The 13,295-nt window shown below is 57.5% G+C and carries 10 protein-coding genes; 1 reads left to right on the forward strand and 9 read right to left on the reverse strand.

Annotated elements, in window-relative coordinates; all coding sequences use genetic code 11:
* Positions 1-23: 23 nt before the first annotated feature.
* From nosR to AC097N_RS02010, 5 genes are read right to left on the reverse strand one after another with little or no spacing between them, the layout of a single operon-like run.
* Entirely contained in the window at positions 24-1,370 is a 1,347-nt protein-coding gene (gene nosR, locus AC097N_RS01990) for a response regulator c-di-GMP phosphodiesterase, NosR family (RefSeq protein ID WP_479579045.1), read from the reverse strand.
* A complete protein-coding gene (locus AC097N_RS01995) occupies positions 1,367-2,836 on the reverse strand; it encodes an ATP-binding protein (RefSeq protein WP_479579046.1) in 1,470 nt (489 codons plus the stop codon). Before AC097N_RS01995 ends, nosR begins: the two co-directional genes overlap by 4 nt.
* Before the next feature lie 13 nt (positions 2,837-2,849).
* Positions 2,850-3,692: an HDOD domain-containing protein gene (locus AC097N_RS02000; protein ID WP_479579047.1), complete on the reverse strand. Its 843-nt coding sequence runs from the start codon at positions 3,690-3,692 to the stop codon at positions 2,850-2,852.
* Positions 3,689-4,021 (reverse strand): hypothetical protein, encoded by a 333-nt coding sequence (locus AC097N_RS02005; protein WP_479579048.1) that lies wholly within the window; start codon positions 4,019-4,021, stop codon positions 3,689-3,691. Before AC097N_RS02005 ends, AC097N_RS02000 begins: the two co-directional genes overlap by 4 nt.
* The gene (locus AC097N_RS02010) at positions 4,018-8,352 is read right to left on the reverse strand and encodes an EAL domain-containing protein (protein WP_479579049.1); all 4,335 of its coding nucleotides are present in this window, start codon (positions 8,350-8,352) and stop codon (positions 4,018-4,020) included. Before AC097N_RS02010 ends, AC097N_RS02005 begins: the two co-directional genes overlap by 4 nt.
* A 261-nt stretch (positions 8,353-8,613) precedes the next feature.
* Between AC097N_RS02010 and AC097N_RS02015 the strand changes: the two genes are divergently transcribed.
* A complete protein-coding gene (locus tag AC097N_RS02015; RefSeq protein ID WP_479579050.1) occupies positions 8,614-8,778 on the forward strand; it encodes a hypothetical protein in 165 nt (54 codons plus the stop codon).
* On the opposite strand, the gene AC097N_RS02020 is transcribed toward AC097N_RS02015, so the two are convergent.
* The 4 genes from AC097N_RS02020 to AC097N_RS02035 form a co-directional block, all read right to left on the reverse strand.
* Entirely contained in the window at positions 8,748-10,211 is a 1,464-nt protein-coding gene (locus AC097N_RS02020) for an NAD(P)H-hydrate dehydratase (protein WP_479579051.1), read from the reverse strand. The genes AC097N_RS02015 and AC097N_RS02020 overlap by 31 nt on opposite strands.
* A gap of 3 nt (positions 10,212-10,214) precedes the next feature.
* Positions 10,215-11,102: an MBL fold metallo-hydrolase gene (locus tag AC097N_RS02025; RefSeq protein ID WP_479579052.1), complete on the reverse strand. Its 888-nt coding sequence runs from the start codon at positions 11,100-11,102 to the stop codon at positions 10,215-10,217.
* A 9-nt stretch (positions 11,103-11,111) separates the two neighbouring features.
* Positions 11,112-11,954: an HDOD domain-containing protein gene (locus AC097N_RS02030; protein ID WP_479579053.1), complete on the reverse strand. Its 843-nt coding sequence runs from the start codon at positions 11,952-11,954 to the stop codon at positions 11,112-11,114.
* A 61-nt stretch (positions 11,955-12,015) separates the two neighbouring features.
* The gene (locus AC097N_RS02035; protein WP_479579054.1) at positions 12,016-13,269 is read right to left on the reverse strand and encodes a D-amino acid dehydrogenase; all 1,254 of its coding nucleotides are present in this window, start codon (positions 13,267-13,269) and stop codon (positions 12,016-12,018) included.
* Positions 13,270-13,295: the final 26 nt, after the last annotated feature.

A 13,295-nucleotide genomic window follows, 5' to 3' on the forward strand; every position in this document is an offset into this window, starting at 1 on the left:
ACGTTCGCCGCTGAACGGCATCTTCAGGTTCGTCGGTCCAGCCGGATGAAGGCAAACAGCTGCATCCCGCCGGATTTTTCGAAATCAATGATCTTGCCAATCATGCGTTCGTCGAGTACGTGATCGGTCGATAGCATGAGCAGGCCACTGGGCGTGATGAGATCACGCGATAGCACCATGCCAACTTCTAAATTGCGGGCCTCCACCGACATTTCTCCCGTGCGCTTCTGTTCCGCTTCTTCCCGCGCAACGCCGCCCAGCGTCTCCAGGAAGGCTGCGACCACCTCGGGGTCATAGCGTTTGCCACTGCTTTGCACAATCACTGTTTTGGCTTCATCCGGACTGAAGCAGCGCTGCGCCAAAGTGCCAATCTGGAGGTTGTCGTAGTCACTGGCCAGCGCCAGGATGCGCGCACCCATCGGAATGCCCTGTTCGCGCAGGCGCTCCGGAAAGCCTGCTCCATCGAAGCGCTCCAGTTGCGACCCAATGATTTCTGCCGCTCCCCGCAGGTCTTGCAGCGGCAATAGCAAGTGCTCGGCGCGCTCCGTGTGTTTGCGATAGGCGTCCAGTTGACGGGTTGACATCATGGGAATCGGCGTCGTCAGTAGCTCGTCTGCAAAACCAACTTTCCCAATGTCGTGAAGCAAACCTGCCACGAAAATTTCCTGCGCCTGTTTGTTGTCGAGTTGCAGCTTCAAGGCAATGCGGCGGCACAGATCCGCCACGCGGCGCGAGTGGCCCGCGAGGTTGCCACCGCGCATTTCGATCAGCGTGGAGAACACCTTGATCGATGTGATGAAGCTGTTCTTGAGCCTGTCGTTGGCACCCTGCAGCGCATCATTGGCCACGCGAAGTTCTGCTGTGCGTGCTTCTACTTTCTCCTCCAGGCTGGCGTTGAGCGCCTTGAGTTCTTCGTTCTGGCGAGCAGTCAGGGTTTCAAGCCGTTGTCTTTCTTTTTCCAGTGCTTGGCGTTCAAGTGCCTGGCGTACGATCAGCACAATGTCATGGTCATCCCAGGGCTTGGTGATGTAGCGGTAGATTTCACCTCGGTTGATGGCCTCAATGATGGAGTTGATGTCGGCGTAACCTGTCAGCAACAGGCGTACTGTGTCGGGCCAGCGCTCTCGTACGTGTTCCAGAAAGCGGGCACCGTCCATTTCAGGCATGCGCATGTCCGAAATCACAAGGTCGATCGGCTCTGCCTCCAGTAGGGCCAACCCGGCGCTGCCACTTTCAGCCGTACGAACCTGATACCCCTTGGTTCGAAACAAGCGTCGCAATGACGACAAAATATTGGGCTCGTCGTCCACGCACAAGATCGTAGGTAACTTATGGCTCGCCGAGTCGGCCGATAGGGTGGCTTCAGTCATATTGACTGACCTCCGTTTGCCAATGTGCCGGCCGACTGCTTGACCGGCAGCGTCACGCGGAATGTGGTGCCGTTGCCCATCTCGGTTGCCACCTCAAGACTGCCGTGGTGCTTCTGGACAATACCGTAGGACAGTGAAAGCCCGAGCCCTGTGCCTTTGCCAACAGGCTTCGTGGTGTAAAAAGGATCAAAGATGCGGGGGAGTACGTCTTTGGGAATACCGCTCCCGGTGTCCGCTACTTCAATCCAGATTTTGTCGCCTTCGGCGCCGGTGCGCACCGTGATCGTGCCGCGCTCAGTACCCATGGCATGGGCGGCGTTGACTACCAGGTTCATCACCACCTGATTGATTTGCGATGGCATGCACTGAATTTCTGGCAGGTCGCCATAGGCCTTCACCACGTCGGCCTTGTACTTCAACTCGTTATTGACCACATTCAGCGTGGAGTCGATGCCATGGTTGATGTTTGCAAATTGCCAATCCGGGTTGGTGTCAACGTGGGAAAAATCCTTGAGATCCTGCACAATTTTCCGTACCCGCACAATCCCTTCTTTGGATTCGTGCATCAGGGTCGGAATATCTTCTTTCAGGAAATCCATCTCGATCTCATTGCGCAAGGCCTTGAGTTCTGAGGTGGTCTGTGCGTTGCCGTGGGATGGTTCGGCGGCTTCGTAAGCCGCGAGCATCTGGAACAGGTCCGCCAAGTACTTTTCGAGCGTGCCAAAGTTGGAAAAAATATAACCTATAGGGTTGTTGATTTCATGAGCAACGCCCGCTGCCAATTGCCCGATGGATGCCAGCTTTTCAGATTGCACCAAATGTTCCTGCGCGGTCGACAGCTTTGCATTCAGGCTGTATAGCTCGGCATTGCGGTCCATGAGTTCTCGTTCAGCCGCTTCTCGTCGAAGTACATCCTCCCTGAGCGTGTGGTTGACCTCTGCCAGTTGCGCTGTTCGTTGCTCCACGATCAGTTCTATTTCAGTCTGTGATTTCAGTAGCGCTGCTTCCGCGACTTTTCTCTCTGTGATGTCCTGTAACGTTTCGATGGCGCCAATCACCTCGCCTTGCGGGTTGCGCAGCGGCGCTGCCGTAAAGAAGAGCCATCGTCCCATCAACCCGATATGGGGGAAGAATCCTTCGGCCTCATAGGCGTCGGGAATAGCCAGCGAGCTTCTGTACCGGTTTTGGTACAGGTCATCAATCAACTCTTTGATGGAGCCATCCACGATGAGATCGGCCATCACGGGCCTTTCATGGCCATAAAAAATGCGCCCCAAACCTTTTTTGCCGATGACTTCGGTGGCGGCGATGCCCAGGGTGGTTGCACACGCTTTGTTGAAGTGGGTCACCACATGGTCTGAATTGATCACGAAGGTCGGGACCGGGCTGGCGTCAAAAAAGCCATCAAGGCTGACTACATCAAAATGGTGCTTGCTGATTTCGGCAGGGAGACTGGCATGAATCAAGGAAGATTCTCCTTCAGGTGGTCAAGAGTAGACTGGCGCTTGCAAACTGTTTCTCTGCATTTTTAAAAACAAGCATCAGCTTGTTATCGTCCAGACCGAGCTGTTGCCACAGGCCGGATGGAACGGGGGGTACCAGATCGTTCTCATCCATGGACAGATCGAGCGCATGTGCGATGGTGTCGGCGGCCAGAATGAGCATTTGCAGGGGTGGTGCGCTGGGTATCGGCTTTTCGTGGTGGCTGGCTATGGCCTGCTGAATGGTCTCGGGAAACTTCCAGTGGCGAGTCAGCAATTGGCCAACGAGTGCATGGTCAATGCCCAGCACGGCACGTTCGGCGTCCAACACGCTGCAGTCATATTGCGCCCGGTAGGCCATGGCGGCTTCGAAATTGGGTTGAAATTGAGTAACCAGCACCAAGCGGCCAATGTCATGTATCAGGCCTGCAACGTATGCATTCTCCGGGTTCAGATGCAAGAGCGGTGCGAGCTCTCTCGCGCAGACCGCGGCAGCGATGGAATGCCGCCAAAAAGGTGTTGCATTGAAGCTGCTTCCTGCACCACGGGAAAAGGTACCCATCAATGCGGTCGTGGTTGCGATGCTTCGCACGGTTCTGAACCCGAGAATGGCAATGGCTTCCTGGATCGTCGTGACCTGGTTTGTCATGCCATAAAAAGAGGAGTTGGCGAGACGCAAGGTACGCGCTGTCAGGGCCTGGTCCTGGGTAATTTTTTTCGCTAGTTCATCGATATCTACATCTTCCTGACTCAGGCTTGCCAGTAACTCCATCACCACGGTTGGCAAAGATGGGAGGTTATGAATGCGTTGCAAAACTTCGCCCATGGCAATGTTGATCATGATAGTTTCACACCCCAATGGCGAGCCATCAGATGCATCAGGTAGAGACCATCCTCACTCTCACCCATGTGCCGAAACAGGCGCTCCAAACGGACTTTCCGATGGTGAAGGACTGCGGGATCCTGCATTGGGCTCTCTGGCGATGGAAGACCGTCAGCCAATATCCAAACATATGCAATGTCGCGGCGGTGCAGGGCCGCAATACTGGCACGATTCAGCTCGGTGTTGCGACCCATCAGGACCTGGCCCTTGGTGTCCAGCACTTCGCGTGCCAGCACCATGCCTGCTCTTGTCTGTGCCAACGAAAGTTGTTGCTCTACGACGGTCATGAATTCGGATCGATCCTGGTCAATGTCAAAAGCTTGCCCCGAGACTGCGAGTTAACCCCCATGGTGTTCCACTGGACAATGTAGGCGTGGTGGTCGATTATTATCTTGAAAGGTACGCCTTCATCAATGTCGGCCATGGCTGAATGCAGCGCAGGGAGACCGTAGATCAGTTCAACCCCTAACAGCGGGCTGGCGCTGGCAAATAGTTGCTCTGCAGCGGCGTTGACAAAAACCATCAACCCTTCGTCATCCACGCCAATGACTGGCAAAGGTATGTGCTGCAAGGCTTCGCGCGCGATAGCCAGGCTGGTCTCATCCCGCTGAATCTGGTGGCGCGTATTTTGCAACACATGCCCCAGCTGGCGGTTGGCCGCCATCAACTCCTGGTTCGTTGTGCGAATCTTGATATCGAGCTGGCGATTCTCTTCCAGCAACTCTTTGTACTCAAACGCCTTCTTGATATGCTCGCGCAGCAGCTCATCGTCCCAAGGCTTGGTCAAAAAACGGTAAATCGCCCCTTCGTTGATGGCATCCGTGACCGACTGTAATTCGGTGTAGCCCGAGAGCACGATGCGAATGGTATCGGGGTAATTGATCTTGGCAGCCCGCAGAAACTCGACCCCTGTCATGCCTGGCATGCGCTGGTCGGAGATGATGATGTCCACCTTGTTTTTGGAGAGGACGTCGAGTCCCTCAGCCCCGCTGCCTGCGGTAAGGATGACATGTCCGTCGCGACGGAACAAGCGCTTGAGCGAGGACACGATATGCGGCTCATCGTCGACCAGCAACAGCGTGCGCTGCGGCTTTTGCAGACGAAGCAAGTGCGCTGGCAACTGGCGCCCCTCGGTAAACAACTCCTCAATGGCCAGGGCCGAAACCGGTTTGGAGAAAAAGTAGCCCTGAATCTCGTCACACACGCTGGTGCGCATAATCTCGCATTGCGCTTCGGTTTCCACCCCCTCGGCAATTACTTTCAGACCCAAGCCGTGAGCCATGGAAACAATCACCTTCACAATAACGTTGTCGCTCTGGCTGGTGGTGATGTCTCGCACAAATGACTGGTCAATCTTGACCTTGTCAAAAGGAAAGCGTTTGAGGTAGCTCAGCGACGAGTAACCCGTACCAAAGTCATCCAGCGACAGCTTCAGGCCCATGTCCTTGAGATCGCGCAGCATCGCCTCACTGCGCGGCACATCGTCCATCAGTGCACCCTCTGTTACTTCCAGATAAACCATGGTAGGGTCGACCTGAAATTCGGTCAGCGTGTTCCTGACCTGGGCTAGCAAATCGGCATCGCGAAACTGCAGGGGAGAGACATTGATAGCAACATGAGGCACTTTAATGCTTTTGTCCAACCAGTTGCGGATATCTCGACAGGTCTGACGCAGTACCCACTCGCCAATGTCCTTGATGAGGCCGGACTCCTCGGCCAGTGGAATGAACTGGGTGGGAGATACGGTGCCCAGCTTGGGGTGATGCCATCGCAGCAAGGCTTCCAGTCCGCTGATTTGTCCGCTTTGCAGGTCTACCAGCGGCTGGTAGACCAGTTGCAACTGGTCCTTCGCGGCGGCGGTGCGCAGGGCCTTGGTCATCTGGTCTCGCGCCTGCACCTGCTGGTACATGTCATCGGTGTAGAAGGCAAATGCGTTGCGGCCATTGACCTGGGCACGGTGAACGGCAATTTCAACCGACTTGAACAAGGTATCGAAGTCTTTTCCGTGTGCCGGATAGGTCGCTATGCCGATGGATGCCGTCAAGGTCAACTCTTGGTCTGCAGTGCGGAAAGGCTCGGCCAGTTTTCTCAGTAGAACCGATGCCAGGTGGGCCGCTCCGACCGCTGACGTATCGGCCAGCACCAGGACAAATTCCTTGCCTCCCAGGCGTGCCACGGTATCCTGGGCCCGAACGGTATCGCTCAGCCGTTTGGCGATTTCGACCAGCAAGTCGTCTGCACTGTGATGCCCCAAGGTCTCATTGAGATTTTTGAAGTGATCAATGCTGAGCATCATCATCGACGCGGGTTCATGCGCTCGTTGTGCCAGTGCGAGCGTGTGGGCGGTGCGGTCCTCCAGCAGGGTTCGGTTTGGCAAGCCGGTCAGAACATCGTAGTGCGACATCCACTGAATTCGGCTCTCAGTCGCCTTGGCGTCGCTCAAATCACTGAAATTTCCAATGTAATGCGAGACTTGTGCGTCTGCATCGTTCATGGCTGTGATCGACAGCCATTCGGGGTATACCGTGCCGTCCTTGCGTCGATTCCAGATTTCACCTGCCCATTGACCCTTGTCACGGATGTCTGACCACATGCCAGCATAAAAATCCGGGCCTTGCCGGTCTGAGGAAATGATGCGTGGATTCTGGCCCAGAACCTCTGCTTCGGCATAGCCCGTGATTTCTGTGAAAGCGCGATTCACCATGATGATGTTGCCTTGGGCATCCGTGATCGTGATGCCCTCCTTGCTGTGCGCGAAGACCTGGGCAGCCAGCTGGAGCTGGGTTTGTTGAGCTTTCAAGTCCGTCATGTCCCGCCATGCCATCACACCACCGGTGACTTGTCCTTGCTCGTCCTTGATGGGGGCCGCATTACACAGTATCGGAATGCGTTTGCCAGATGCGTTGCCGAAGACCCACTCTTCGTCCTCAACCAGCTCACCTTTTCGGGTTGCCCGGGTCAGCGGTAAATCGTCGTTTTTGGCTGGGGTAACGCCATCAGCACAATAAATTTCCCATGTTTCTGCGTGTTCACTGACTGGGGTGCCTTCAAGAACTTCTTTGGCCTTGTTAACCAGTTCGCGGCCATAACGGCTGACCATGCGGATGGTCGCATCCGGGGCGTTGGCAATCGTGATGCCTTCGGGCACATGTTCCATCAGGGCATGGAGAATGCGTTCGGCTTCCTGCGCCTGCTGCAAAGCCTTGTTGAGTTGTGCTTCGGTCCGCTTGCGCTCCGTGATATTGGTATGCGTGATGACGATGGACCCATTGCCGGCGCTGCCCATTGGCGTCACGCTCATGCTGAACCAGCGCTCCTCTTGGGGTGAATGGCAGGGGTATTCAAGGCTGAAGTTGGCCAAGCTGCCGTCAAGGACCGCTCGTATACCCATTCCCGCATCGCCTGCTTCGTCCATCGGAAAGCCGCTGCGCGGTTGGCAAACGGACAGGTAATTGGTGCCGACTTCGCAGCCTTGTGCAGGGGTACCGGCCATCGTGCCGTTTTCAATTGCAAATCGCCGCCAGGGCTCGTTGGTGGCCAGAATCAGGCCGTCCCGGTCGAGCACGACGATTTCGGCCGCAACCGAATTCAAGATGGCTTGCTTGAAGGCCTCGCTACCCTGCAATTCGCTCTCACGTTGGGCCAGCGTTTCAATCAGATGGTTGAAGCTACCAATCAATGCGCCAATTTCGTCTTTTCGGGCAATCGGCAATGGCCGCAGTGGCCCATGGGACGTCGAGAGCTTGGCCAGTGTTTCAATCGCGCCCAGCATGGGTGACAGCTGGCGCCTGAGCATCCACCAAGTCAGGCCGCCCGCCAACAGCGTCAGGATGAGCGTCGCCATGAGCATGCGCCATTGCATGACACGAATAGGTGCAAAGGCTTCTGAGGTGGGTAGTGCAATGGCCATGAACCAGCCCGCGACCGGGATTCTTTTGGCTGCTGCCAGCTCCTCTTCACCACGAAAATTGACCAGTACGCCGTAGCCTTCGTACCCTCCCACAAACCGGTCATTCAGGGGGTTGACTCCCGCAGCGGGCAGTGGTCGCATGACGCGGCTCTGGTCTGAGCTGGTGATGAACAGCTTGTGCTGGGGGGCCGCCAGCAAATAGGTGCCTGATGTTCCGAAGTTGCTGTTGGTTACCTTGTCCAGAAAGTTGGGCAGGCCCATGTTGGTGACGCCGGTGAGTGCCCCGATGACTTTGCCCTGCGGGTCCCGAATGGGCACCGTCATGCCAAATATCGGCGCCATCAGTGTGGTGCCCATCACCGGCCGACCAATGGTTGATTTGCCATCCTGGAGTGCCGCCACAACGGTGTCAGCTGCCATATCGGTCATACCGACCCGCACGGGCATGACCGGAATTTCGGCAGCAGTCCCACTATTGAGCCGATAGGCCAGGACACCATCATTGAACAGTGCCCGCAAAACAGGGCGTTGCGCCAGGAGTAACTGCAGGGACGCCGCATCGCTCAACACCGTCGGTGAGATGCCCTCAGCGACTGATTGGAGAGCGTTGAGGCGGTTCTCCAGCTCCTCGTTGATCTCCTTGGCGATGAACGAAACCGTCGAATACTGTTGCTCACCGAGCACCCGCTCCATGTCCGCTCGCAGCATGTGGCTGCCATAAAACGTCAACGACCAAAGCCCCAGAACAAATATGGCTAGCGTGAAAAGTGTTACCCGGGTCTTGAGTGATCGACATTGAGAGAAGTGAAAGTTCATGCAGCGTCAACGTCGGTATTGGTATCAACAGGAAAAATTAATGGGGTTGATAAGTGGCGAATTGAGAATAGCATTGTGCGACGGAACGCCGGGTAGAGGCCGTGTCATCATGGCACATGGACCCTGGGCATCAAGCCCTTAAATAAGCTGTTTATGCAGGCCTTTCATGGCGACTGCTTTTTCAGGTTGCTGCCGCAGCTTGTAGCAGCCAAGAATCAAAAATTTATAAAGAAAGTGCCTGTAGCCCTCGTCTGGTATGCGGGAGTAGCTACTAAATTTATAGCGTTTTATGCCGTGCTGGCCAGCGTGGCCAGTTGAGCGGCCACCAGGGGGCGCCCGGCGGGCCATTGATCTGCGGTGCGGCCATGCAGGTACACCGCGTGGCACGCCGCCTGGAATGTTTCCTGCCCGCCGGCCAGTCGCGCCCCCACCATGCCTGCCAGTACGTCACCGGTGCCGGCGGTGGCCAACCTGGCATTGCCCGTGGAATTGACGACGGACGTCTCACCGGGTGCAGCGATCACGGTGCCGGAGCCTTTGAGTACCACGGTGCAGCCAAAACGTTGGGCCAACTGGTGGGTGGCCGAGAGGCGGTCAGCTTGCACATGGCTGGCGCTGACGCCCAGCAGACGGGCGGCTTCCAGAGGGTGGGGTGTCAGCACGGTCGAGGCATGGGCTGTGGCGCGTGCGGTCAAGAGCGTCTGAAGCTCGGGGACGAGCGCGATGGCGTTGAGGGCATCTGCATCCAGAACCAGTTGGGCTGCGGTGGACAAGACCCGGGCAAGCACAGGGCGCACGGCTTCGCCACCCCCGCAGCCGCAGACCACCGTCAGGGTCGAAAAATCCAGCGTGTCAAGGTGCCTGAACATGAGTTCTGGCCGAGCGGTATCAACGGTCATGGCACCGTTGTCGAGCAGCGCTGCAAAGACCCGCCCTGCACCGGCATGCAGAGCTGCCGACGCGGCCAGCAGCGCTGCACCGGTCATGCCCGGTGCTCCGCCCACCACGGCTACATCGCCATAGCTGCCTTTGTGTGAGGCGTGTGCCCTCGCGGCCAGCGTCGGTGTGCCTGCCAGCCAGGCGCAGGGGGAGGCAGCTTCATTGATCAAGGCATCAGAGCCGACGCCCAGGTCATCCAGCCAGACCTTTCCCGCCGCGTCACGACCGTGGGCTGTGAACAAGCCAGGCTTGAGTGTGAGCAGGCTCAAGGTGTGTTGTGCGATGACGCCATTCGAAGCCAGCACACCCGTGTCGGCCTGCAGGCCGGTGGGCAGATCGATTGACAGCACCGTGGAAGAGCCTGCCTTGATGCGGGCAATCCACTCTGCCATGCGGCCTTCAGGTGCGCGTGAACTGGCCCCGACGCCCAGCAACGCATCGATACAAAAGTCGAAATCGTGAGGCGGTCCGTCGGTAAAGGTCACGCCGGCCTGACGGGCCCGCAGGTAAGACACGGCCGCATCCGGTGGTGCCTTGTCAGGGCTTCCCAGCCAGGTGACTATCGGCTGCTTTCCCCAGCGCTGCAAGTGCATGGCGGCTTCCAGCCCGTCGCCGCCATTGTTGCCGGGGCCGCATGCGATCCAGATACGCCGGGCGTGGGGTGCCAGTGCGAGCGAGAGTTGTGCAACCGCCAGCCCGGCGCGTTGCATCAGGGTATGGGGTGGCAGGGCGGCCTGGGCTGCATGTTCAATGCGGCGCGTTGCGTCAACCCCGTACAAAGGCTGGCGAGAGCGGGCATCAATTTTCAGCATGGGTCAGAACTCGTAGGTTTCGCCTTCGCGCGCCAGGCGGTATTCGGGGCCACCAGTTTGCGGCGGGTGGTCGGCCAGTATCTGGGTGAACACGGCTTCCAATGCGTCGTCACTGCGTGTGGGTTCATGGTGCGTGCAAAACAGCATTTTGGCGCCAGCATCCTTGGCGTACTGAATGCTGGAGTTGAACGTGCCATGGCCCCAGCCTTTTTTGGCTGGATATTCCTGCTGGGTGTACGAGCAGTCGGCGATCAGGACATCCACGCCCCGCATGCCATTGAGAATGCTCCGGGCCTTTTCGTCAACGAAGGTCTGGTATTCGGCATAGCCGTCCTCACCGGGCTCATAGATGTTGTAAGGGGGTTCGTGATCGCCGGTAAAAAACACCGATTTGCCGTTGGCTTCAATGCGGTAGCCAAAGTCAATGACGGGGTGGTCCATCAGGTAGGGCGTGACGGTGGCCGAGCCGATCTGGATGCTTTGTTCCGGGACGAGTGTGACGTATTCAATGCGTGCCTTCATCTCGGCTTCACGCACCGGGAAATAGCTGTACTGCAGTTGCACGGCCATGACCTGCTCCACTCCTTTGCCTGACACCGGGTCAAACGCCCCATGCAGGCGCAAGGTGTTGCCGGGAATGAAGTTGGGGATAAAAAAGGGCAGGCCTTGAATGTGGTCCCAGTGGGAATGGCTGATCAGCACATTGGCTGTGACTGGCAGCTCCGCCAGGAGTGTTTGGGACAGCGGAAAGATGCCGGTGCCCGCATCGATGATGATCAACTCGTTGTTGTCGGTGCGAATTTCAATACAGGTGGTGTTGCCCCCGTAGCGCACTGTTTTGGGCCCGGGAGACGCGATGGAACCGCGGACTCCCCAAAATCTGACTTTCATGACGTGCCCTCAAACTTTCGAAAATATTTTGGCTTCTTCAAACAGGGGCGTCAAGTCTCCCAACGACGCGATCACCTCATCCAGGGTACCGCCCAGGCGCTTGGCAATGGCTGGCGGCAATTCTTCTATGCGGGGGTTGCCGCCAAAGCCAAACGCCAGCTTTTTGCTGATCTGGTTGGCCGCAAACACACAGGCAATCATGTCCGTGTCCTTCAAATCGTCACCATACTGGTGGCGAATGGTCTCAATCAGGTTGGGTGCAAAGCGCCATTTTTCGACCAGCATGGCGCCCACCACGGCATGGTCAATGCCGATGACTTCCCGCAAGGCCAGAAACAGCGAGGTTTCATTCCACTGACTGAACTCCAGCGCTTTCTGGAATTCGGCGGGCATGAACTGGGCAAACACCACTTTGCCAAAGTCGTGCAACAGGCCGGCAATGAAGCAGTCCATGGGGTCCGCGTCGTCCACCCGCAATGCCAGTTGCTTCGCAATGCTGGCGGTGGCCAGGGAGTGAAGAAGGTACTGCTGGCCGTCAAACCCGGCGGCATTGTCTTTGGGCAGCATGCCAATGGCCGCAATGCTCAAGGCCAGGTTCTTGATGGTGTTGAAGCCCAGGTACACCACGGCATGGTTGATCGACGTGATTTGCTTGGGCAGGCTGTAGTAAGCCGAGTTCACGACTTTCAGAATCTTGACGGTGACCACCGGGTCTTTGTCAATGACTTGCACCAGGTCCTTGGGCGAGCAGTTGACATCTCGCGTCAGCTCCAGGATTTTTTGGACACTTTTCGGAAACGCAGGCATGCCGTCTACCGCTGCGGCCAGTTTGAGGGAAAGTTCAGGACTCATAAGGTGAATTGTCTTTCAGCCAAGCATTGTGTCACCACACACGGCGTCAACGGGATCCGTGTCAAGCACGAAGTCGCCCGACATCCAGGCCGGAGACATCCAGGTCCGGTTGACGGCCGCCCACCATGTCGGCCAACGCTCTGGCCGAGCCGCAACTCAGTGCCCAACCACTGGAGCCATGCCCCAAATTGAGCCAAAGCCCCGCCATGCCACTGGGCCCCACGATGGGAGGGCCGTCCGGCAGCATGGGGCACGTGCCCTTCCATTCCTGGACGCCGCTTGACAGGTTGGCCGCGCCTGGAAACCAGTCATGCAATACTTTGTAAAGGGTTTGCAGGGCGCCCGCCCGCTTTTTGTCATGCGATCCACCCAATTCAGCACCGCCCGCTACCCGAACCCGGTTGCCCAGGCGAGAGATGGCGACCTTGAAGCGTTCGTCCAGGACGGCGCTGCGGGGCGCGTTGAGGGGTTCCCGAATGGTGGCGCTTACGGAGTAGCCATGCACAGCGGCCAACGGAATGTTCAGGCCGATGGGGGCCAACAAGCGGGCCGAGTCCAGGCCGGCACACATCACAGCGGCGTCAAAGTGGCGCGGCTCGGGTTCACCCGCGATACCAACCGCGATACCGCGGGTGGCGGTGACGTGGGTGACGGTGGTGTTGAACGCAAAGTGGACGCCCAACCGCTGGGCTTCATTTTTCAGCATCAGGGCGAACTGGCGGCAGTTGCCCACTTCGTCTTCAGGCAGATAAATGGCGCCAAAAAATCGGGTATCGGGGTTCAGCGCCAGTTCAATTTTGCGGGCGGCATCGGCATCGATCTCCTTGAAATCCACGCCCGCTTCGCGCAGCACCGTCAAGCCGGGCTGCACGCCTTTGCTGTCTTTTTCTGATCGCAGCAGCACCATGTAGCCGTCACTGCGCTCGTATTCCAGTTTCAGGTCGGTGGTGATGTGGTGCAGCCGCTCCCGGCTGTAAAACGCCAGCTTTTGAAGATGGGCGCGGTTGACGAGGTAGGTGTCGAGTTTGCAGGCACGGTACCACCGCCACATCCAGGACAACTCGCGCCTGGAGAGCGGTAGCCCTATTTTGACCGCCGTATGCCGGCTGAACAAGTGCTGAACTACTTTGGCCGGCATGCCCGGCGCGGCCCAGGGGGTAACGTAGCCGGGTGCCACGATGCCGGCATTGGCAAAACTGGCTTCCTCTGCGGCGGCTCCCCGCCGCTCCATGACCGTCACCTCGTGCCCGTCGCAGGCCAATTCGTAGGCCGTGGTGATGCCAATGATCCCGGCACCAATGACTGCAATCTTCATGAATCCCTTTTTTATGCCTTTTTGGC

Source organism: Rhodoferax sp. LS1R11 (genome assembly GCF_056521395.1).